The organism is Phenylobacterium sp., assembly GCF_013822795.1.
Classification (GTDB): domain Bacteria; phylum Pseudomonadota; class Alphaproteobacteria; order Caulobacterales; family Caulobacteraceae; genus Phenylobacterium.
Map to the genome: position 1 here is coordinate 41226 of NZ_PNLB01000026.1, position 20796 is coordinate 62021.

At 66.8% G+C, this 20796-nt stretch carries 18 protein-coding genes and 2 tRNA genes; 11 read left to right on the top strand and 9 right to left on the bottom strand.

Annotation, left to right across the window (positions count from 1 at the left end; genetic code table 11):
* The first annotated feature begins 11 nt into the window (after positions 1–11).
* The 5 genes from C0481_RS19940 to C0481_RS19960 all read left to right on the top strand — a co-directional run bounded on the left by C0481_RS19940 (position 12) and on the right by C0481_RS19960 (position 7327).
* Positions 12–3236, top strand: coding sequence for a multidrug efflux RND transporter permease subunit (locus tag C0481_RS19940; RefSeq protein WP_293407165.1), 3225 nt, complete (start codon positions 12–14; stop codon positions 3234–3236).
* On the top strand, positions 3233–4636 hold the full coding sequence (locus C0481_RS19945; protein WP_293407167.1) for a TolC family protein: 1404 nt from the start codon (positions 3233–3235) through the stop codon (positions 4634–4636). The genes C0481_RS19940 and C0481_RS19945 overlap by 4 nt, the downstream gene beginning before the upstream one ends.
* Positions 4637–4793: 157 nt before the next feature.
* Positions 4794–6029 carry a membrane dipeptidase gene (locus C0481_RS19950; protein ID WP_293407169.1) on the top strand — a complete coding sequence of 412 codons (1236 nt, stop codon included), beginning with the start codon at positions 4794–4796 and terminating at the stop codon, positions 6027–6029.
* 120 nt (positions 6030–6149) lie between these two features.
* Positions 6150–6473 (top strand): hypothetical protein, encoded by a 324-nt coding sequence (locus C0481_RS19955; RefSeq protein WP_293407171.1) that lies wholly within the window; start codon positions 6150–6152, stop codon positions 6471–6473.
* An 83-nt stretch (positions 6474–6556) separates the two neighbouring features.
* Positions 6557–7327, top strand: a complete 771-nt coding sequence (locus C0481_RS19960) for a L,D-transpeptidase (protein ID WP_293407173.1) — start codon at positions 6557–6559, stop codon at positions 7325–7327.
* Positions 7328–7409: 82 nt separating this feature from the next.
* Here the strand turns inward: C0481_RS19960 and C0481_RS19965 are convergent.
* A tRNA-Pro gene (locus C0481_RS19965) sits at positions 7410–7486 on the bottom strand.
* A gap of 144 nt (positions 7487–7630) precedes the next feature.
* Between C0481_RS19965 and C0481_RS19970 the strand changes: the two genes are divergently transcribed.
* Positions 7631–7704, top strand: a tRNA-Gln gene (locus C0481_RS19970).
* Positions 7705–7711: 7 nt separating this feature from the next.
* Here C0481_RS19970 and C0481_RS19975 read toward each other — a convergent pair.
* The gene (locus C0481_RS19975; protein ID WP_293407175.1) at positions 7712–8632 is read right to left on the bottom strand and encodes a LysR family transcriptional regulator; all 921 of its coding nucleotides are present in this window, start codon (positions 8630–8632) and stop codon (positions 7712–7714) included.
* 92 nt (positions 8633–8724) lie between these two features.
* Between C0481_RS19975 and C0481_RS19980 the strand changes: the two genes are divergently transcribed.
* Positions 8725–9189 carry a cupin domain-containing protein gene (locus C0481_RS19980; RefSeq protein WP_293407178.1) on the top strand — a complete coding sequence of 155 codons (465 nt, stop codon included), beginning with the start codon at positions 8725–8727 and terminating at the stop codon, positions 9187–9189.
* On the opposite strand, the gene C0481_RS19985 is transcribed toward C0481_RS19980, so the two are convergent.
* Genes C0481_RS19985 through C0481_RS19995 form a run of 3 tightly spaced genes read right to left on the bottom strand, consistent with a single transcriptional unit; the run spans position 9186 to position 12334 of the window.
* The gene (locus C0481_RS19985) at positions 9186–9731 is read right to left on the bottom strand and encodes a GNAT family N-acetyltransferase (protein WP_293407180.1); all 546 of its coding nucleotides are present in this window, start codon (positions 9729–9731) and stop codon (positions 9186–9188) included. The genes C0481_RS19980 and C0481_RS19985 overlap by 4 nt on opposite strands.
* Complete coding sequence (locus tag C0481_RS19990) at positions 9728–11809, bottom strand: S9 family peptidase (protein WP_293407182.1); 2082 nt, start codon at positions 11807–11809, stop codon at positions 9728–9730. The genes C0481_RS19985 and C0481_RS19990 overlap by 4 nt, the downstream gene beginning before the upstream one ends.
* A gap of 39 nt (positions 11810–11848) precedes the next feature.
* Positions 11849–12334, bottom strand: a complete 486-nt coding sequence (locus C0481_RS19995) for a peroxiredoxin (protein WP_293407184.1) — start codon at positions 12332–12334, stop codon at positions 11849–11851.
* A 182-nt stretch (positions 12335–12516) separates the two neighbouring features.
* Between C0481_RS19995 and C0481_RS20000 the strand changes: the two genes are divergently transcribed.
* A complete protein-coding gene (locus C0481_RS20000; RefSeq protein ID WP_293407186.1) occupies positions 12517–13341 on the top strand; it encodes a serine protease in 825 nt (274 codons plus the stop codon).
* A gap of 61 nt (positions 13342–13402) precedes the next feature.
* Here C0481_RS20000 and C0481_RS20005 read toward each other — a convergent pair whose 3' ends face one another.
* Entirely contained in the window at positions 13403–13852 is a 450-nt protein-coding gene (locus C0481_RS20005; protein WP_293407188.1) for a MaoC family dehydratase, read from the bottom strand.
* 102 nt (positions 13853–13954) lie between these two features.
* Between C0481_RS20005 and proS the strand changes: the two genes are divergently transcribed.
* Positions 13955–15514, top strand: coding sequence for a proline--tRNA ligase (gene proS, locus C0481_RS20010; protein ID WP_293407191.1), 1560 nt, complete (start codon positions 13955–13957; stop codon positions 15512–15514).
* Positions 15515–15561: 47 nt separating this feature from the next.
* Here proS and C0481_RS20015 read toward each other — a convergent pair whose 3' ends face one another.
* The 3 genes from C0481_RS20015 to C0481_RS20025 form a co-directional block, all read right to left on the bottom strand.
* Positions 15562–16050 carry a hypothetical protein gene (locus tag C0481_RS20015; RefSeq protein WP_293407193.1) on the bottom strand — a complete coding sequence of 163 codons (489 nt, stop codon included), beginning with the start codon at positions 16048–16050 and terminating at the stop codon, positions 15562–15564.
* On the bottom strand, positions 16047–16691 hold the full coding sequence (locus C0481_RS20020; RefSeq protein ID WP_293407195.1) for a hypothetical protein: 645 nt from the start codon (positions 16689–16691) through the stop codon (positions 16047–16049). Before C0481_RS20020 ends, C0481_RS20015 begins: the two co-directional genes overlap by 4 nt.
* A gap of 131 nt (positions 16692–16822) precedes the next feature.
* Positions 16823–18361 (bottom strand): acyl-CoA synthetase, encoded by a 1539-nt coding sequence (locus C0481_RS20025; protein WP_293407197.1) that lies wholly within the window; start codon positions 18359–18361, stop codon positions 16823–16825.
* 140 nt (positions 18362–18501) lie between these two features.
* Between C0481_RS20025 and C0481_RS20030 the strand changes: the two genes are divergently transcribed.
* Both C0481_RS20030 and C0481_RS20035 read left to right on the top strand, forming a co-directional pair.
* Complete coding sequence (locus tag C0481_RS20030) at positions 18502–19386, top strand: crotonase/enoyl-CoA hydratase family protein (protein WP_293407199.1); 885 nt, start codon at positions 18502–18504, stop codon at positions 19384–19386.
* A gap of 56 nt (positions 19387–19442) precedes the next feature.
* Positions 19443–20657, top strand: coding sequence for a DUF2336 domain-containing protein (locus tag C0481_RS20035; RefSeq protein WP_293407201.1), 1215 nt, complete (start codon positions 19443–19445; stop codon positions 20655–20657).
* Positions 20658–20796 lie beyond the last annotated feature (139 nt).

Below are 20796 nucleotides of genomic sequence, written 5' to 3' on the forward strand. Positions count from 1 at the left end.
GGACGGAATCCATGCGTTTCTCGCACTTCTTCATCGACCGCCCGATCTTCGCGGGCGTGCTGTCGGTGTTCATCGCCCTGATCGGGGCCTTCGCCTTGCCGCTGCTGCCGCTGTCGCAGTATCCGGACATCGCGCCCCCGACCATCGCGGTCACCGCCACCTATCCCGGCGCCTCGGCCGAGACCCTCGCCGAGACCGTCGCCGCGCCGATTGAGCAGGAAATCAACGGCGTCGAGGGCATGCTCTACATGACCTCGTCGTCGACCGCCGACGGCATGGCGACGATCTCCGTGACCTTCGAGCCGGGCACCGACCTCGACGCCGCGCAGGTGCTCGTCCAGAACCGGGTGGCGCTCGCCACGCCGCGCCTGCCCGAGCAGGTGCGTCAGGTCGGGGTGACCGTAAACAAGCAGCTTTCAGGCTTCTTGCTGCTCGTCGCGCTGACCTCTGATGATCCCAACGCCGACCTCGACCACATCGGCAACTTCGCGAACTCGACGGTTCGCGACCGCATGCTGCGCATCAAGGGCGTCGGCGGCGTGCAGGTGTTCGGCGGCGGCTTCTACTCGATGCGGGTCTGGATCGACCCGGGCAAGGCCTCGGCGCGCAACCTGACCTCCGACGAGATCGTGGCGGCGCTGCGAGCCCAGAATGTCCAGGCTGCGGGCGGCGCCCTCGGTCAGGCTCCGAACGACACCGGCGCGGCCTTCCAGCTGCCGGTGCAGGTCCAGGGCCGACTGGCCGATCCGGAAGAGTTCGCCAACATCGTCATCCGCACCGACGCCGACGGACGCGTGACCCGCGTGCGCGACATCGGCCGCGTCGAGCTGGGCGCCCAGGACTACGGGATGCGCGGCTACTTCGACGGCAAGCGCGGCATCGGCCTGGCGATCGTTCAGCAACCGGGCGCCAACGCCCTGTCGACCGCCGCCGAAGTCATGAAGGCGGTTGAGGAACTGAAGCCGTCCATGCCGCAAGGCGTGAGCTACTCGATCCCCTACAATCCGACTGAATTCGTCGAGGCGTCCGTCGCCTCGGTGCAGAGCACCTTGTTCGAAGCGGTGATCCTCGTGGTCGTCGTGATCATGGTGTTCCTGCAGACCTGGCGCGCGGCGATCATCCCAATCCTGGCGATCCCGGTCGCCCTGGTCGGCACCTTCGCGGTGCAACTCGCGCTCGGCTATTCGCTGAACTCGCTGTCGATGTTCGCCCTCGTGCTGGCGGTCGGCATCGTCGTCGACGACGCCATCGTCGTGGTCGAGGCGGTGGAGCGAAACATACGCCGAGGCATGACGCCAAGAGAGGCGGCGTTCAGGACCATGGACGAAGTGTCCGGCGCCCTGATCGCCATCGGTCTGGTGCTGCTGGCCGTGTTCGTGCCGACCGCCTTTATGCCCGGCATCCCCGGCATGTTCTTCCGCCAGTTCGCGGTCACCATCTCGGCCGCCTCGGTGATCTCGCTGATCACTTCGCTGACCTTGTCGCCGGCCCTCGCCGCGCTGCTGCTCAAGCCGCATGTCGAGCACTCGCTCGACACCGGCCCGCGCTGGATGCGTCCGATCAAGATGGCCGGTCACAAGTTCAACAGCGGCTTCGACTGGCTGAGCGACAAGTACGGCGCGCTGACCGCCCGCCTGGTGCGCGCCAGCATGATCGTGCTGGTGATCTATGCGGGCCTGATCCTGCTGACCGGCTGGCGTCTGACCGCCACCCCGACCGGCTTCATCCCGCAGCAGGACCAGGGCTTCCTGATCGGCGTCGTCCAGCTTCCGCCGGGCGCCTCGCTCGAGCGCACCGACGCAGTCGTCCGCCAAGCCGCGGCGATCGTGCAGGACACCCCTGGCGTTCAGGGCGTCTCGGCCTTCGCCGGTCTCGACGGGGCCAGCTTCTCGGCCATGTCCAACGGCGGCGTGTTCTTCGTGAAGCTCGACGACTGGTCCGAGCGCGGCAAGGAACTGAGCGCCGACAACATGGCCGGCATGGTCATGGGACGTCTGTCGGGCATCCAGGAAGCCAACATCTTCTTCCTGGCGCCGCCGCCTGTCGAAGGCATGGGCAACGCCGGCGGCTTCAAGATGATGGTCCAGGATCGCTCGGGCGCCGGCTATGCTGCGCTGGAGCAGGCGGCCAACGGCCTGGTTGGGGCCGCGGCTGGAACGCCGCAGTCCACCGTGGGCGTCTTCTCGCAGTTCAACACCGGCTCGCCGCGCGTGACCGCCGAGATCGACCGCGACAAGGCCCTGCTGATGGGCGTGCAGCCTGGCGCGATCTACGACGCCATGAGCACCTATCTCGGCTCGACCTACGTCAACGACTTCAACCTGCTGGGTCGCACCTTCCGGGTGACTGCGCAGGCCGAGTCCGACGCGCGGGACGACCCGTCCGACATCGCCGGCATCAAGGTCCGTTCGGCGTCGGGCGGCATGGTGCCCCTGGGCTCGCTGGCCACGGTGAAGGACGAAACCGGTCCGGTCCGCGTGGTGCGCTACAATCTCTTCCCGGCCGCAGAAGTGCAGGGCGGGGCGCCTCCGGGCGTGGCGTCGGGCGATGCGCTCACGGCGATGGAGCAACACGCCGCCAAGGTGCTGCCGGCCGGCTTCAGCTACGAGTGGACCGAACTCGCCTATCAGGAAAAGGCGGCCGGCAACTCCGGCGCCCTGATCTTCCTCCTGGCAGTGGTGTTCGTGTTCCTGGTGCTGGCCGCGCAATACGAGGCCTTCACCCTGCCGTTGGCGGTCATCCTGATCGTGCCGATGTGCATCCTCGCGGCCATTCTCGGCGTGAACTTGCGGGGCCAGGACAACAACATCCTGACCCAGATCGGTCTGATCGTGCTTGTCGCCCTGGCGGCCAAGAACGCGATCCTCATCGTCGAATTCGCCAAGCAGGCGGAGGAAGACGAGGGGGCCGACCGGTTCGAAGCGGCCATCAAGGCGGCCCGGACCCGTCTGCGGCCGATCCTGATGACTTCGTTCGCCTTCATCTTGGGCGTGCTGCCGCTGGCGATCGCCACGGGGCCGGGGGCGGAGATGCGTCAGGCGCTGGGCACGGCGGTGTTCTTCGGGATGCTGGGCGTGACTGTCTTCGGCCTGATCTTCACGCCGGTCTTCTACGTGCTCTGCCGCTGGCTGGCCGCTCGCCTACCGAAGGCCAAGGGCAAGGAAGAGAAGACCTATCCGACCACCGGGGGCGGCACGCCGCACCACCCGCTCGAGTATGAAGGAGGCGCGAAGTGATCCGCCTTAAGCTGATCCCTGCGCTGCTGGGCGCTACGGCGCTGACCGCCTGCGCCGTCGGACCGAACTACCAGGTCCCGGCGCCGGCGGCCTCGGGGCAGGGGGCGTTCATCTCGGCCGAACCGGCGATCGCCGCGGCCGACGCCCCTCCCGGCGACTGGTGGCGGCTGTTCCAGGACCCGACCCTCGATGGTCTGGTTCAGGAGGCCCTGGTCGCCAACAAGGATGTCGCTGTCGCGGCCGCGAACCTCTCGCGGGTGCGGGCGGTGCTGAGCGAGACCCGCTCGGGGCTGTTGCCGTCGACCACCATCTCGGCGTCGGGACAGCGCGTCCGCGGTCAGGACGTGGTGACGGGCCAGTTCGCCGAGGGCGACCAGTACCGCGCGGGCTTCGACATGTCGTACGAGGTCGACCTGTTCGGCCGCGTGCGCCGCAGCCTGGAGGCCAACCGCGCCGACGTGGCCGCCGCGCAGGCGGCGCTGGACGTGGTGCGCGTCTCGGTCGCCGCCGAGACCGCCCGGGCCTATGCCGACATCTGTGCGGCCAACGCCCAGATCGCGGTGACCAAGCGGACCATCGAGCTGCAGCAGAATACCTACGACCTGACCGCCCGTCAGCTTGAGGCCGGGCGCGGCACTGCTGCCGATACCTCGGCGGCGGCGACTCAGCTCGAGACCTCGAAGGCGGTGCTGCCGTCGCTCGACGCCCAGCGTTCGGCGGCGCTGTTCCGTCTGGCGCTGCTGACCGGCAAGACCCCGGCCGAAGCGCCGCAGGCGGTGTTGAGCTGCCAGGCGACGCCGCAGGTGGCTCAGGCTATCCCGGTCGGCGATGGGGCGGGCATGCTCGCCCGGCGTCCAGACGTGCGTCAGGCCGAGCGGGACCTGGCCGCGGCCACCGCGCGCATCGGCGTGGCTACGGCCTCGCTCTATCCGTCGGTGACCATCGGCGGCGGCATCGCCACCACCGGGGCGCGGAGCGGGGACCTTGGGGACGACTACACCTTCAATGTCGGGCCGCTGATCAATTGGAACTTCCCGAACATCCTGGCCGCTCGCGCCCGTGTGAAGCAGGCTGGGGCCGGGGCGGAAGCCGCGCTGGCCACCTTCGAGAAGGTCAACCTGACCGCGCTGCAGGAGACTGAGACGGCCCTGACCCAGTACGCCCGCGAGCTCGACCGCCGCGCCGCGCTCAAGCGCGCCCGCGACGAAGGCGAGACCGCGGCCCGGCTGGCCCGCCTGCGCAACGAGGCCGGCGTCGACAGCCTGCTGGCCGTGTTAGTGGCCGAGCGCCAGCTGGCCTCGCTTGAGGCCCAGCTCGCGCAGTCCGACGCCCAGGTGACCACCAACCAGATCGCCCTGTTCAAGGCGCTGGGCGGCGGCTGGGAAGCCGCCGGCGAATGACCCGCGCAGGGCGAGGGGATCCCCTCGCCCTGTCGCAGGCTGCGGCTTGGCTCTTAGCTGCGGCAGAAAATCTCCATTGAGACGATAATTCCTATTCACATTGTAGGAATGTAGCGGCGATCGCGCTGGGGCGGCGCCCGTTTCATTGGAGACGATCATGATCTCGAGCGCACGACTGGCGCGTCGAACCCTGATGACCGCGGGGGCGATGCTGGGACTGATGTCGGCGCCGGCCATCGCCGCGGATGCCGCGGCAGTGCATGGCCGGGCCCTGGTCCTTGACGGCCACGTCGATGTGCTGCTGCCGGGGACCAACGCCCGCTACTACGCGCCTGACGGCACGACCTTCTCCGAACTCGGCAAGCTCAAGGCCGGCGGCGTCGACGCCTTGGTCTACGCGGTCGCGGTTTCGACCGGACCCGACACTCCTGAAGGGCACGCCGCCGCTCGCGCCGAGGCGGACGCCAAGTTGGCGGCGATCCGTAAGCTGGCCGTCGATCATCCTGGCGACATCGCCATCGCCTACTCGGCCGAAGACGTGCGCAAGATCGTGGGGCAGGGCAAGATTGCGGTGCTGATCGGCTTCCAGAACGCCTACTCGCTGAAGCCCGACGTCGCCGAGTTCGATCGCCTAAAGGCCGACGGCGTTCGGGTCGCGGCCCTGAACCACGCCGGCAACAACGCCTTTGCGGATTCGTCGCGGCCCCAGCAAGGGGCCGGCGAGCAGCACGGCGGCCTCTCGCCCCTGGGCAAGGCCGCGGTCGGCCGTCTCAACGATCTGGGCGTCCTGATCGACGTGTCGCAGCTGACGCCCAAGGGCGTGTTCCAGACGCTGGAGCTGACCCGTACGCCGGTCGTGGCGACGCATTCGGCGGCGCGCGGCCTGGTCGACAACACCCGCAACCTGTCCGACGCCGAGCTCGACGCGATCAAAGCCAACGGCGGGGTGGTGCAGGTCGTGCCGTTCAACGCCTATCTGCTGCCGGCGCCGACCGACTATGCGCAGCGGTTGAAGTCGCTGCGGGCGCAGTACGGCCTGGCGCTAGACAAGTCCGGCTACCAGGGCGCAGACGACCTTCCGGCTGATCGCCGCGACGCCTTCTTCGTCGCCTACCGAGCCCTGTCGCCCCAGGCCACGCTGAAGGACTATGTCGATCACATCGACTACATCGCCAAGCGCATTGGGGCCGACCACGTCGGCGTCGGCACCGACTTCAACCACGGCTCGGGCGTTCCGGGCTTCCGCGACGAGGCTGACGCCGCCAACGTGACGGGCGAACTGCTGGCGCGCGGTTACAGCGAGGAGCAGGTCGACGCGATCTGGGGCGGAAACTTCCTGCGTGTCCTGGCGGCGGCCGAAGCCGGGGCGAAAGGCCTGGCCAAGGCCGATTAGGCGCGGCCACGCCCCAGGCCAGCATCAGCAGACAAGCGGACACGAACTAAGGGATTCGCCGGGTGTAGGCGCTCAGCAGATTGGGCGACCATTCGTCTTCAACCATAGAGGACGTGCGAAATGGTCCGACTGATGAATCCCTGGGCGAGCGTACGCTTCGTCTCGATCCTGGCTGTGGGCGGGTTGGCTTTGAGCGGCTGCGCCACAACTGACTACGTCAATGAGCAGATCGCTGCGGTCAACGGCCGTATCGACGCCGTCGACGCTAAGGCGACAGACGCAATTCAACGCGCCGACGCCGCCAACAGCGCGGCCCAGGCGGCGGGGAATGACGCTCGGAACGCTAACCAGCGGCTCGATCAGTTGACCGCCCGTGTCGACCGAAATGAGCAGATGGCCATGCAGGCGGCTCAAACCCGCAGTGCGAAGATGCCGAGAAACTGATCGTCCCAATTTCGACGATCTGCGCCGTCAAACGTTCGCTCTCTACGCCAGTTGTTTGGCGTCGGGTTGGTGGGACGAATTTTATGCGCGATCCTTTGAAAGCGATATTGGCGGCTTGGGCGCTTGGTGTGTTGTCGGTCGGGGTCCCTCCAGCCTCGGCCGCAGCCGCCACGCCCGAACGTTCGGCCGAGCAGGCGCAGACGCCGGCTTCGAAAGAGGTCGTGCGGCTGGCGGACTGGGTGATTGCGTCGGACGACTACGACGGCATGCCGTTCTTGATCATCGACAAGGTGTCGGCCGAGGTCTTCGTGTTCGGCGGCGACGGCAGGCTGCGCGGCGTGGCGCCGGCCCTATTGGGCCTAGCCCATGGGGACGATTCAGCGCCGGGTATCGGTGAAAAGGAACTGTCGAAAATCACGCCGGAGGAACGTACGACGCCTGCCGGCCGATTCGTCATGGGCTTCGGCGAATCGCCGAGCGACAAGGACGTCCTCTGGGTCGACTACGATACGGCTGTCTCGATCCACCAGGTGCCGCTCAACAATCCCAAAGAGCACCGTCTGCAGCGCTTGCAGTCGCCCACCCCAAAAGACAATCGCATCACCTTTGGATGCATCAACGTGCCGGTGGAGTTCTACGAGAAGATCGTGCAGCCCACGTTCGCCGGCACTAAGGGCGTGGCCTACGTGCTGCCGGAAACCCGCCCGCTGGAGGAAGTCTTCGCGGCTTTCCGCCCGCAGGACGCCTCACGCTCGGAACTGGCCGCCAGCAGCGCTACGGGCGTTGATGCGGCCGACACCGTCGCGACGGGTTCGACGGACGTCTTTCCCTATTCGACCGCCAACAGTCACTGAGAGGTGAGGAAGCGCCTAGCGCTTGGGGCGCGGCGTCCCACCGCCGTGCGCTGAATCCGCCCTCGGGAAAGGCGGGAAAAAATGGTCGGAGTGGCAGGATTCGAACCTGCGACCCCCGCGTCCCGAACGCGGTGCTCTACCAGACTGAGCCACACTCCGACTTGGGAGGGCGCCTTATAGAGGCGATCGTTCAGCACCGCAAGCGGGTCAGAAAGACCTTTTTTGGGGCGTTGCATCCGGCGAAGTGTTGAGCTATCTCCACGCCCTCGCCGCGGGGGACATATCCCCCCGAGCCGTTCCTGCTGGGGAATGGTGTAATGGTAACACTGCGGTTTTTGGTACCGTCATTCTAGGTTCGAGTCCTAGTTCCCCAGCCATCTCCCCCTAGAGTTCAGCGACCGCCGTCGCGACCACGCGCCGGATCCAGGCGTGAGCGGGTCGCTTGTCGTGGCGGCTGTGCCAGTACATGCGCACTTCGGGCGCGGGGCTAGGGATCGGCAACTGGAAGAGGTCCAGGCCTGCCTCGACGGCCACGGCGCGGGCGTACTGGACGGGCAGGGCGGCGATCAGGTCGCTGCGTCCCACGGCTAGCGCCACGCTCTGGAAGTGCGGCAGTCCCAACACCACCTCGCGACGCGCGCCGATCGCGGCCAGCGCTTCGTCGACGTCGCCGGACATATCGCCGGAGATGGTGCGGATCGCCTGGGGCAGGGCGCAGAACTGCTCAAGCGGAATCGGCGAGCCCGGCGGCAGGTCGCGCAGCGCGTCGTGCCCCTTGGCCGCGACGACTGCAAAGGGCGAGACGAACAGCACCTGACTCGAAACCCAATCGGGAACCTGCAGCGGCCGCTCCAGCGCCAGGTCAATGGCGTCGTCCAGCAGCAGGCGGTCGACGTCGCCATGGGCCGAGTCGAGAAAACGCAGCCGTATCCCAGGCGCCTCGGCGCGCAGCCGTGCGGCCAGGCCTGGCAGCACCAGCGTCGAGAAGAAGTCTGCACCCAGCAGGGTGAAGCTGGCCTGGGCGGTCGCCGGGTCGAATCGCTGATCCCCGAACAAGCCGCGCTCAAGGTTGTTCAACGCGTCGCGAACAAACGGGGCCAGGGTCTCGGCGCGCGGCGTCGGCGTCATCTCAGGGCCGCGTCGGATAAACAGCTGGTCGTCCAGCGCCGCGCGCAGGCGAGCCAGGGCCGCGCTGACCGCCGGTTGGCTGAGGCCAACGCGCTCGCCCGCGCGTGTGACGCTGCGCTCACGGATCAGGGCGTCGAAGACGCGCAGCAGATTGAGATCGAAGGTCTGAAAATTCATGCGCGTGATGGCGCCCATAACATCGTTCGATTTCCGTGAGCGCGATCCTGCCCTTACTCGATCAGCCTCTGCAAACCGAAGGAGGTCCGGCCATGACCAACGATCAAGCGTTCTGGTTCCTCAACACCCGCATCGTCATCCGCCGCGCCTCGAGCGAGGCGGCTGATGGTCTTTGCATTCAAGAGCACTGGATGCCCTATGGGGACTCCCCGCCGATGCACGTGCACGAGCGCGAGGACGAGATTTTCCATCTGGTGGAAGGCGTGGTGCGCTTTCGCGTCGGCGAGCAGGAACGAATCGTCCGGGCCGGCGAGACGGTGGTCGGCCCCAAGGGCGTGCCGCACGGCTTCGTCGTCGGATCGGCGGCCGGCGCCCGCTGCCTGATCATGACCCGCGGCGGTGATTTCGAGGGGTTCGTGCGGGAGATGGGGCGTCCGGCGGCCGCGCCGGGGCTGCCGGCGCCGGTCGCACCGACCCCGCAGATGCAGTCGGTGCTGAGCGAGGCCGCTGCGGGCCATCGCATCGCCCTGGTGGGGCCGCCGATGGGGCTGGGTTAGGCGCCGCCCAGGACCATGCCGGCGGCGTCCGGGGCGCTGGAGTCGCCGCCATTGAGGCTTTTGCGCATCCAGACGATGTCGACCCAACGCCCCTTCTTCCAGCCGAAGCCCTTGCCGACCCCAGCGTGTTCGAAACCGAGCGAGCGGTGCAGGCCGATTGAGCCGGCGTTTTCGGAGTCGCCGATCACCGCGACCACCTGGCGGATGCCGAAGTCCTCGCAGGCTGCAATGACGGCGCCCAGCACCGCCTTGCCGACACCGCGGCCGAGCGCGTCCGGCGCGATGTAGACGCTGTCCTCGACCGTGTAGCGATAGGCCGCGCGCGGCCGGAACGGTCCGGCATAGGCGAAGCCCAGAACGCGGCCGGCGTCCTCGGCGACCAAGTATGGCAGACCGCGCTCGACGATCGCCTGGCGGCGGGCGGCCATGTCCTGGATCGTCGGGGGCACCTCCTCGAAGGTGCCGAAACCGTTCAGCACGTGGTGGCCGTAGATCTCGGCCAGCGCCGTGGCGTCCTCCGTCGTCGAAGCCCTGACGATCACTGTTCCCAACCCCGTTCCTGCGCCCAGATGGCGAAGGCGTAGTCGAGGGCGATTTCCTTGAGGAAGTCGAAACGGCCGGACGCGCCGCCGTGCCCGGCCTCCATGTTGATCTTCAGCAGGATCGGGGCATCGCCCGTCGTGTTGTCGCGCAGCTTGGCGACCCACTTCTGCGGCTCCCAATAGGTCACCCGCGGGTCGCTGAGCCCGCCAGTCGCTAGGATCGGCGGATAGGGCTTGGCGGTGACTTGGTCGTAGGGGCTGTAGCCCGCGATGCGGTCATATGCGGCGGGGTCCTCCAGCGGATTGCCCCACTCGGGCCATTCGGGCGGCGTCAGCGGCAGAGTGGTGTCGCTCATGGTGTTGAGCACGTCGACGAACGGTACGGCGGCGATGATGCCGCTCCAGAGGTCCGGGCGCATGTTGACGACCGCCCCCATCAGCATGCCGCCGGCCGAGCCGCCATAGGCGACCATCCGCCCAGCCTTGCCATAGCCGTTGGCGCTCAGGTGCTCGGCGCTGGCGATGAAGTCGGTGAAGGTGTTGGTCTTCTTCTCCTTGCGGCCGTCGAGGAACCAGCCCCAGCCCTTGTCGGAGCCGCCGCGGATGTGCGCCACCGCCCAGATCCAGCCTCGGTCGACGAGACTGAGGTTGCGGATCGAGAAGGTCGGCTCCATGGCGTGGCCGTAGGAGCCGTAGCCGTAGAGCAGCAGCGGCGCGGAGCCGTCGAGCGGCGTGTCCTTCAGCATCAGCACGGTGACCGGCACCTGGACGCCGTCCTGCGCCGTCGCGTAGAGCCTCCGCGCGACGTAACGGGACGGGTCGTGGCCCGAGGGGATCTCCTGCGTCTTGCGCAGGGTCCGTTCGCGACTGGCCATGTCGTAGTCGAACCACTGCCTCGGTGTGGTCGGCGACTGGTAGACGAAGCGCGTCAGCGTCGTCTCGTACTCCAGCCCGCCTTCCAACGAGAGGGCGTAGGCTTCCTCGTCAAAGGCGATCTCGTGGCTGGCGCCGTCGCGAGCCATGATCACGATGCGGTCGTTGGCGTTCACCCGCTCCAGGCGCGCCAGGAAGCCGGCGAAGGCGGCGAAGCCGGTGATGAAACGGCCGGGCTCATGGGCCACGAAATCGGTCCAGGTCGCGCGGGCCGGGACCGACGCGGAAGACTGGGCGAGCTTGAAGTCCACGGCGCCATCGGCGTTGGTGCGGATCACCCAGCGGTCCGACCAGTGGTCGAGTTCGTACTTCACGCCCTCTTGGCGCGGCTCGGCCACCACCGGGGCGGCGGCCGGATCGGCGGCCGGAATCAGCCAGAGCTCAGTGGTCTCCTGGTTGCCGACATGGATGAGGATGTGGCTGCGGTCGGACGCCAGGCCAACGCCGAGGAACATGCCCTCGTCGGTCTCCTCGTAGACCAGCACGTCGTCGCCGCCGCGCGACGGGCGACGATAGACCTTGGAGGGGCGGGCGTTCTCGTCGCGCCAGATCCAGAAGATCCACTTGCTGTCGGGCGAGAACACGAACGAGCCGTAGGCGCTGTCGATCGCGTGATCGAACGTCTGGCCGCTCTCCAGGTCCTTGACCCGGATCGTGTAGTACTCCGAGCCCTGCTCATCGGCCGCCCAGGCGTAGAGCTTGTGGTCGGGACTGTGGCTGGCGGCGCCGACCTGGAAGAACGACTTGCCCTTGGCCAGGGCGTCCTCGTCCAGCAGGACCTGTTCCTCGCCTCCGCCGCGCGCGCGGCGGCCGTGGACGGGGTGCTCAGCACCGATCTCGTAGCGGGCGTAGTACTCCCAGGGACCGTCGGGGGCAGGGACGCTGGAATCGTCCTCCTTAATGCGACCCTTCATCTCGGCGAACAGCTGGGCCTGCAGCGCCTCGGTCTTTCCGAGCAGCGCCTTCGTGTAGGCGTTTTCCGTTTCCAGGTGCTCTCGGATGTCGGCCCGCAGGACCTTGGGGTCGCGCAGCACCTCGCGCCAGTTGTCGTCCTTCATCCAGGCGTAGTCGTCGGTGCGGGTGCGGCCCAGCTGTTCGATGACCTTGGGGACGCGGGCGGCGGCGGGGGGCTTGGGAGCGCTCATGGCAAGCTACATGCGCCGCCGCGGGCCGCGCCTCAAGGCCTAGAGCAGAACCGCGTCCACGGCCGTGCAGGCGAACTCCTCGATGGTGTTTTCGACCGCCAGCTTCTCGATCACCGCGTTCTTGAGGATCATGGTGTAGCGGGCGCTGCGTTCGCCCAGATGATAACCGTCGGCCCGCACGCTGAGGCCGAGCTTGCGGGTCAGTTCGAGATTGCCGTCGGAAAGGAAGCGGATCTTGCGGCCTGGATCGAGCTCCTGGGCCCAGCGGTCCATGACCCAGGGATCGTTGGGGGTGACGCAGGCCAGCAGCTGGAACCCCGCCGATCGTAGCCGCTCAGCGTTGGCGATGAAGTCGGGGAGGTGCTTTTGCGCGCAGGTCGGGCTGAAGGCGCCGGGCATGCCCATGACGATGGCGCGCCGACCCTCGAACAGCCGCTCGGTCGACAGGACCGTCAGCTCGCCGCTTTGAAGTTCTGCAAGGGAGGCCGGGGGGATCCGCACCCCGGCGGCGATACGCTTCAACATGCTCGGCTCAACTCTCCGTGCGAGTCTTGTGCCGGGCTCCCTACTGGCCGCTTAATAGCGCGCACAGAGACGCCGCGCGGCAATCGGGCGCGGCCCAGCGGACTTTCCGCTAACGGCGTTCTTAACTAAGTAACGCTCATCGTCGGGGAGCGTACGAGTTCTTTAGTCTAGGGGCGAATGCCTTGGATCTTGCAGTTGAGCTGATACACGCGACCGTCCAGTTGGAGCAGCCGTTGGGCGATGGAACGCGCACGGTGGGCACCGGGTTCCTCATCGCTGAGACCGGGCCGGACGGCGCCCCGCGCACGGTGCTGGTGACCGCCAATCACGTGCTGGCCAAAATGCCGGGCGCCGAGGCGCGGATCGGCTATCGCATCTCCAATCCCGACGGCAGCTGGAGCTATTCGCCCCAGACGCTGAAGATCAGGGACGCCAACGGCGCGCAGCTGTGGACCAAGCATCCTTCGCGCGACGTCGCGGCGATCTCGATCACCGCGCCGGAAGCCTTCGCTAAGTCCGCTATTCCGATGCAGTGGTTGGCTGGCGACGACACCTTCCAGTCGAACCACATCGGGGCTGGCGACGAGATGATGGCCCTGGGCTTCCCGCGCGGGTTGGCGGCGAACCAGGCCGGCTTCCCGATCCTGCGATCGGGGCGCGTCGCCTCGTTCCCGGTGGCGCCGGCCCAGGTGTTCCCGACGTTCCTGCTCGACTTCACGGTGTTCCCGGGCAACTCGGGCGGCCCGGTCTTCATGTCGCAGGCGGCTCATCGCCGGGTCGGCGGCGCCGACGCGGGGCAGGATGTCCAGTTCATCGCCGGCCTGCTGACCCAACAGGTCGAGCTGAACAACGAGCGGCTGGAGATCGGCATCGTCACCCACGCCAAGTTCATCCGTGAGACGATGGCGCTGATGGACGACCCGCATGCGCCGATCACGATGGCGCGGTCCGAACCCATGACCGGAGCGCGCGCGGCCTCGGCCGAAGAAGCGGTCTCGCCGCAATGAAAAACGCCGCCCGTCATCGAGACGGGCGGCGTTCTCACGTTCTGACGATTAGTCGGAGCGCTTAGGCGCCGTAGACCACCGAGATGGTCTCGGCGATGCAGGCGGGCTTGGTCTCGCCTTCGATCTCGATCGTGCACTCGTTCTTCAGCTGCATGCCGCCGGCCTTCGGCTCGGCGCCGATCAGCTTTTGGCGCATGCGCACGCGCTTGCCGACGCGGACCATGTTGATGAAGCGGACCTTATCCGAGCCGTAGTTGATGCCGCGGGTCACGCCCTTGATCGGCAGCATGCCGGCGCCCAGGAACGGGATCAGCGACAGGGTCAGATAGCCGTGGGCGATCGGGCCGCCGATTTCTTTGGTCGCGCGCTCGACGTCGACGTGGATCCATTGATGGTCGCCGGTGGCTTCGGCGAATTGGTTGACTCGTTCCTGGGTGATTTCCACCCAATCCGAAACGCCGACTTCCTGACCGACCAGGCCGGCCAGATCCTTGAACTCCACCGGGTTCATCGTTTGCTCCCAAATCAATTGAAACAGATGTTCGAGGTCTAGCACCTGTCTGGGCGCTCGCAACGCCTTTACGCCGCCGCCAGGGACATTAAAGAGCGCCTTATGCAACGAGCTCTCAGCGTCAGCCGGATGACCGGCAACAAGTCGACCTTCCCCGACTGGTACCAGGCGATCGTCCGCGAGGCGGACATGGCTGAATCCAGCCCGGTGCGCGGCTCCATGATCATCAAGCCGTGGGGCTATGGCGTCTGGGAACGGATCCAGCAGACCATGGACCGTCGGATCAAGGAGATGGGCGTCGACAACGCCTACTTCCCGCTGTTCATCCCGCTTGGCTTCTTCGCCAAGGAAGCCGAGCACGTCGACGGCTTCGCCAAGGAAATGGCGGTGGTCACGCACCATCGGCTGAAGAGCATCGACGGTAAGCTGCAGCCTGATCCCGACGCCAAGCTGGAAGAGCCGCTGATCGTCCGTCCGACCTCGGAAACGATCATCGGCGACGCCTTCTCGCGTTGGGTGAAGAGCTATCGGGACCTGCCGCTGAAGATCAACCAGTGGGCCAACGTCGTCCGTTGGGAGATGCGCACGCGCCTGTTTCTGCGCACGTCGGAATTCCTCTGGCAGGAGGGCCATACCGCCCACGCCACGCGTGAGGACGCGCTGGCGTCGACCCTGCTGGCGCTGGAGATGTACCGGGAGTTCTCCGAGAACGTCCTGGCCATGCCGGTCGTCGCCGGTGAGAAGCCGGAGAACGAGCGCTTTCCCGGCGCCGACGCCACCTATTCGATCGAAGCCATGATGCAGGACGGTAAGGCCCTGCAGGCCGGCACCTCGCACTATCTGGGCACCAGCTTCTCGCGCGCGCAAAACATCCGCTACCAGAGCGACAGCGGCGAGATGGAGTTCTGCCACACCTCCAGCTGGGGCACCTCGACCCGCATGATCGGCGGCGTGATCATGACCCACGGCGACGACGATGGCCTGCGGCTGCCGCCGGCCATCGCGCCGCGCCAGATCGTCATCGTGCCGATGCTGCGCGGCAAGGAAGAGGACGCCCAGGTCCTGGCCTATGCCGAGGCGCTGGTGAAGGACCTGAACGCGCAGGTCGCGCTCGGCGAGCCGATCCGCGCCCTCTTGGACACCAAGGACCAGAAGTCGAGCGACAAGCGCTGGAACTGGGTGCGCCGCGGCGCGCCGGTGATCGTCGAGCTTGGTCCGCGCGATGCGGCTGGCGGCCAGGTCAGCTTCATGCGTCGCGATCGCCTGCGCGACGGCGACAAGGTGAAGTCCCAAGCCCTGGCCCGCGACGAGTTCGTCGCCCAGGCCCCGGCGCTGCTGGCCGAGATCCAGCAGTCGCTGTTCGACGAGGCCAAGGCCCGCCTCGACGCCAACATCCGCAGCGACCTGACCAGCTTCGAGCAGGTCGCCGAGTACTTCGGCCAGCTCTCGGACGAGGACGAAGAAACCTCGGCCTTCAAGGGCTGGGTGCGCGCGCCCTGGAGCCGCCCGACCGGCGCTGAGCTGGACAAGGTGGTCGAGCGCCTCAAGGCGCTGAAGCTGACCCTGCGCAACGCGCCGAGCCAGCAGCCTGACAGCTTCGGCCCCTGCGTCTTCACCGGCGACCCGGGCGTCGAGGAAATCCTGATCGGCCGTTCGTACTAGGCGCGGAATATCGGCGAGGCGACGTCGTCTCGCCGATATCTCGACGCTCAGTAGGCCTCGAAGGTATCGGGTCCTAGAAGCTTGAAGATCTCTTCAACGCTGCTCGCGGCGCGCACCTGCGCCATCAGTGGAAGCAGGACCGTTTCGTGTTCATCGAAGAGGCAGTAGTCGCTTGGAAAGGCCTCCAGCGTCTCGCAGGCGCGAGCCTTCACCTCATCCAGAGACGCCTTTCCCAGCCGCTCTAGGCTGTACTCGATCCGGTACTGTGGGCCGGCCAGCATCGCCCCAATGAGCCAGGGAATGAAGGGGCGCGCCCGGCCTCTGTCATGGACAGCCACGACTCGGCAGCGAAGCCCGTCGCCGTCTATGAGTTCCATCCCCAGCGACTTGCCCTCGCGCCGCGTCAGCTTTCCGCAGGTCGTCAGCGACCTGCGATCGGGGAAGCCCCAAATCTCTCGGTCGGGCGTGAAGCCGATCACCGGGAAGTTGAAATCGACAAGATCGGACGTGACCGAGCTATCGGCGGACGAACTCATCTACGCGATGTCCCCCGCGGTTGAAGGAGGTTTTGTACGCTATCGGCCAGGTTTGCCGCCGCCGCCGTCGGCAGGGCTTTCTGCCAGTCGGTGGTGCCATACCAAGCGCGGCGAATGGGATCGTATCGGGGCTGGCCCTTCCAGCTTCCCGTCAGGCGCCGATGCTGCTCGACCGGCAGGACCTTGAGGAGTGCGTAGTGATTGCGAGGATCCTGGGCGGTGCGGCTCAGGCCCTTCAAGGGAATGGTGTGATGGATCTCCTGCCCTTTGCCGGCCAAGCCCTTCCCTCGAATCTGCTTAGCTGCGGCGTTCGCCGAGACCGAGCCTTCCTTCATAATCTTGATGCCCTTGCTCGCGGCGCGGGCGCCTTTCGCCGCGATCCCGATCGGCAGGAGGTCCGCGACCGCCATCGCGCCGTTGAAGGCCGCGCCGGCATAATTCCCGTCTTGATAGTCGGCGACGGCCTCCCACGCGGGGCCGACTACGGGAATGAACGATTGCGCCAGATTGGGCCTGGCGATCTTCGTCGTTCCGGTCTCTGCTTCGTCGCGTCGCCTCCTGAGGGCGGCCATCTCTGCATCATAAAGTTCGCCCTCCGGGTCAGGTACGGAGCGCGGCTGCCCATTCGGCATTGTCGCCATTCAGGATTCCTGTCGATCTCAGCCTCGGCGGCGCGGCAGCGGCCGCGCCGTCCGAAGTCACTATGCGAGAGTAAACTATCGCATAGATTGCGAAATCATCAAGAACAAATAGTGAACAAATGGTTTTGCGGTCAGACGATGCGCGAGCCTTCCTTGCCCCAATAGGCGTCGCGGATCAGGCGCTTGTAGAGTTTGCCGGTCGGGTGGCGCGGCAGCTCCTGCATGAAGTCGATGACTCGCGGCGACTTCACGTGGCTGAGGTTGGCGCGGCAGAAGGCGGCGAGTTCGGCCTTCAGGTCTTCGCCCGCGGCGCTCCAGTCCATCGGTTGAATGACGGCGATGACCTGTTCGCCCATCTCCTCGTGCGGCCCGCCGACCACGGCGGCGTCGGCGACCTTGGGGTGGGTGATCAGCAGGTTCTCAAGTTCCTGCGGATAGATGTTCACGCCGCCGGAGATGATCATGAAGCTCTTGCGGTCGGTGAGGTACAGGAAGCCGTCCTCGTCGACCCAGCCCACGTCGCCGAGCGTGGTCCAGCCGTACTTGTTGGTGTTCTCGGCGATCTTCTCGGGCGCGTTGTGATAGCTCAGCGGCGTGCCGCCGCCGAAGTAGACCGTGCCTTCGGTGCGCGCGGGGACCTCCTCGCCGTCCTCGCCGACGATGTGAAGCTCGGCGGTCGTGGCCTTGCCGACCGACCCCTTGTGGGTCAGCCAGTCGTGCGGACCGATGTAGCAGAACCCGTTGCCCTCGCTGCCCGCGTAGTACTCGTGGATGACCGGCCCCCACCAGGCCATCATCTGCTCCTTGACCGGGATCGGGCAGGGGGCGGCGGCGTGAACGGCCGAGCGCATCGAGGAGACGTCGTATTTGGCGCGCACCTCGGGGGGGAGCTTCAGCATCCGCACGAAGTGAGTGGGCACGAACTGGCCGACGTCGACCTTGTACTTCTCGATCAGGCCCAGAGCGTCTTCCGGATCGAATTTCTCCATCACCACGACCGTGCCGCCGAGGCGGTGGACGCTCATGCACCAGCGCAATGGCGCAGCGTGATAGAGCGGCGCGGGCGAGAGATAGACGCTGTCATTCTGAAAGCCGAACAGCATCTGGGCCATCATGGCGAGCGGGTTGGGGGCGTCGATCGGCGCGCCGGTCAGCGGCGGCTTGATGCCCTTCGGGCGGCCGGTCGTGCCCGACGAATAGAGCATGTCGGTTCCGGCGCTCTCGTCAGCGATCGGCGTCGTCGGCTGGACGTCGCGGGCGGTCTCGAAGCTCTCGTAGGGCGCGCGCGGCTGACCGACCATGTAGAACTTCACGCCCGGCAGCAGCGGCGGCAGTTCATCCACGACCGAACCGACGCCGGCCGAGGTGATCAGCACCTTCGCCTCGCAGTCCTTCATGATGTACTCGACCTCGCCGGCCGTCAGCTTCGAGGAAATACAGGCGAAGTAGAGCCCGGCGCGCTGCGCGGCCCAGGCGATCTCGAAGAACCGCGGATGGTTCTCCATCAGGATGGCGATGACGTCGCCGGTCTTGAGGCCAAGGGAGCGGAAGAGCTGAGCGCCCTGGTTCGAGCGTTCGTCGAGCTGCTTGTAGGTCACGGTCTCGCCGGATCCGGCCATGACAAAGGCGGCGCGGTCGGGATGGGTCTGGGCGTGGCTGGCCGGATGCATGAACTCTTCCTTGCGGCGGCCGGGCGCTCTTTGGCGTCTCGACCGTCCTCCCAAAGTTATCGTTGTTAAGGCGAGTATGCGGGCCTTGACGGACCGTCCGTCAAGCGGGGCGGAGTAGGCGAAATTTCAGGGAGGATCAGATGGCCACGCACAGTTTCGAGACCCTCGGCTACGGCGTCGAGGATGGGGTGGCGACGATCACCCTGAACCGCCCGGAGAAGCTCAACGCCTTCAATACCCAGATGATGAAGGACCTGATCGCTGCGTTCGACGTGACCGACGGGGACGACGCGGTGAAGGCGGTGATCGTCACCGGCGCGGGCCGCGCCTTCTGCGCCGGCGCCGACCTGTCGGCCGGGGGCGAGACGTTCGACTACGACAAGCGCGGCGGCGAGGATCGGGCGGCTCGGACGCGCGAGGGCGTCCAGCGCGACGGCGGCGGCCTGGTCTCGCTGCGCATCTATGACAGCCTCAAGCCGGTGATCGGCGCGATCAACGGCCCGGCGGTCGGGGTGGGCGTCACCATGCAATTGCCGATGGACATCCGCCTGGCCTCGACCGACGCCCGGTTCGGCCTGGTGTTCGCGCGTCGTGGCCTGAACCCGGAGGCGGCCTCGTCCTGGTTCCTGCCGCGACTGGTCGGCGTCCAGACGGCGCTCGAGTGGTGCTACACCGGCCGGGTGTTTCCGGCGCAGGAAGCCTTCGACCGCGGCCTTGTGCGTTCGCTGCACGCCCCCGAGGAGTTGTTGCCCGCCGCCAAGGCGCTGGCTCGCGAGATCGTCGAGAACACCGCGCCGGTCTCGATCGCGCTGACCCGCCAGCTGCTGTGGCGGATGGCCGGAGCCGCGCATCCGATGGAGGCGCATCGCGCCGACAGCCGCGGCATCCAGACCCGCGGCGCGATGGCCGACGCTCGCGAGGGGGTGATGTCGTTCCTGGAAAAGCGGCCGCCGTCGTTCCCGAACAAGGTCTCCAGCGACCTGCCGAACATCTGGGAGCACTGGTCGGCGCCGACCTTCAAGTGAACACACGGTTAAGCGCGATGTGATTCGATGGCGGCAGGTAATCGCCTGGATCTCGCATGAACATGCCGTCGCCGATGACCGAGCTCGACGCCCCGCCCGCTTCGCGGGCGCGGGCGACCTTGCTCAAACGGCTGGCGGACATCGTCTGCCTGCCGATCTCGCGGATCAACGCCTTCGAACGGGCGATGACCGCCGACCTGCTCGCCGACATGCTGCGCGAGGCCGAGCCCGCCGAGCGCAAGAAGGTGGCGCGCCGGATCGCCGGCTTGACCGAGATCCCCGCCACCCTCGCGCGGCTGCTGTTGCGCGACGAGGTCGACATCGCCGAGGAGCTGCTGCTCAACGCCGCCGCTCTGTCCGACGCCGATCTGCTCGATTGCGCGCGGCTGATGAACCTTGAACACCGGCGACTGATCGCGCTGCGCCGCGGCGTCAGCGAAGTCGTCTGCGACGTGCTGATCGAGTTCGGCGAAGTGCTTGTGCTCGAGTGCCTTCTTAAGAACGACGAGGCCAAGTTTTCGACCGGGGGCGTCGAGGCGGTGGTGGCCCTGACCCGTGGCGACCCGCGGCTGACCACGATGCTGCTGCGCCGGCCCGAGTTGCGTCCGGCCCATGCCTATGTGCTGTTCTGGTGGGCCGACGCCGAGGCCCGCAGAGTGATCCTCCAGCGCTTCGCGGTGTCCCGCGAGGTGCTTCAGGATGCGACGAGCGACATCTTCGCGATGGCGGCGGCCGAGCATTGGCAGGACGCCCTGTCACGTAAGGCGCTGCAGTTCATCGAGCGCCGCCAGCGCAACCGCGCCGCCGTCGAGCGCAGTCCATACGACAATCTGGAGGCGGCGATCGCCGCCGCCGCGGCGGACGGTGTTACGCGCGAGGTGGCCGAGGAGATCTCGTACCTGGCGGGCCTCAAGCCGATGACCGGCGCGAAGATCTTCACCGACGCCGGCGGCGAGCCGTTGGCGATCCTCTGCAAGGCCACTGGATTGCCGAAGTCGGCGATCCGCGCCCTGTGGCGGGGGCTCAAGCGCGACGAGATCGAGGCCGACGGCGCGCCGTCTAGCGCTCTGGAGCGCGCGATACTGGTCTACGACATGATCGCGGTCGATCGCGCCCAGACTGTGCTCAGGTATTGGAACTGGTCTCTGACCTCGGCGCTCACGCCAGCTCTGCTACGGGCGATCCGTGATGGCGACGAAGACGGCTTTGACGAATACTCAGGCCCGCAGAAGGCCGCCATGCTGGCGTTCTCCAAGGACTTTGGGTGCTGATCACTACTGGTTGCGACGCATTGCCGCGTCGCAATAGTAGGTATTGCACAACCGATTGGTGCATCGCAGCAGCTAGACTTAACGATGAACGTGTTCGTTGAAGAACAGCATCGTATTGTATGCTTGTGCTTCAGTTGGG

Coding starts and splice junctions, on each gene's coding strand:
- C0481_RS19950 (WP_293407169.1), top strand. CDS start 4,794: ATGATCTCGAGCGCACGACTGGCGCGTCGAACCCTGATGACCGCGGGG.
- C0481_RS20015 (WP_293407193.1), bottom strand. CDS start 16,050: ATGAGTTCGTCCGCCGATAGCTCGGTCACGTCCGATCTTGTCGATTTC.
- C0481_RS20020 (WP_293407195.1), bottom strand. CDS start 16,691: ATGGCGACAATGCCGAATGGGCAGCCGCGCTCCGTACCTGACCCGGAG.
- C0481_RS19955 (WP_293407171.1), top strand. CDS start 6,150: ATGGTCCGACTGATGAATCCCTGGGCGAGCGTACGCTTCGTCTCGATC.
- C0481_RS20030 (WP_293407199.1), top strand. CDS start 18,502: ATGGCCACGCACAGTTTCGAGACCCTCGGCTACGGCGTCGAGGATGGG.
- C0481_RS19975 (WP_293407175.1), bottom strand. CDS start 8,632: ATGAATTTTCAGACCTTCGATCTCAATCTGCTGCGCGTCTTCGACGCC.
- C0481_RS19990 (WP_293407182.1), bottom strand. CDS start 11,809: ATGAGCGCTCCCAAGCCCCCCGCCGCCGCCCGCGTCCCCAAGGTCATC.
- C0481_RS19980 (WP_293407178.1), top strand. CDS start 8,725: ATGACCAACGATCAAGCGTTCTGGTTCCTCAACACCCGCATCGTCATC.
- proS (WP_293407191.1), top strand. CDS start 13,955: ATGCAACGAGCTCTCAGCGTCAGCCGGATGACCGGCAACAAGTCGACC.
- C0481_RS20025 (WP_293407197.1), bottom strand. CDS start 18,361: ATGCATCCGGCCAGCCACGCCCAGACCCATCCCGACCGCGCCGCCTTT.
- C0481_RS20005 (WP_293407188.1), bottom strand. CDS start 13,852: ATGAACCCGGTGGAGTTCAAGGATCTGGCCGGCCTGGTCGGTCAGGAA.
- C0481_RS19995 (WP_293407184.1), bottom strand. CDS start 12,334: ATGTTGAAGCGTATCGCCGCCGGGGTGCGGATCCCCCCGGCCTCCCTT.
- C0481_RS20035 (WP_293407201.1), top strand. CDS start 19,443: ATGAACATGCCGTCGCCGATGACCGAGCTCGACGCCCCGCCCGCTTCG.
- C0481_RS19960 (WP_293407173.1), top strand. CDS start 6,557: ATGCGCGATCCTTTGAAAGCGATATTGGCGGCTTGGGCGCTTGGTGTG.
- C0481_RS19940 (WP_293407165.1), top strand. CDS start 12: ATGCGTTTCTCGCACTTCTTCATCGACCGCCCGATCTTCGCGGGCGTG.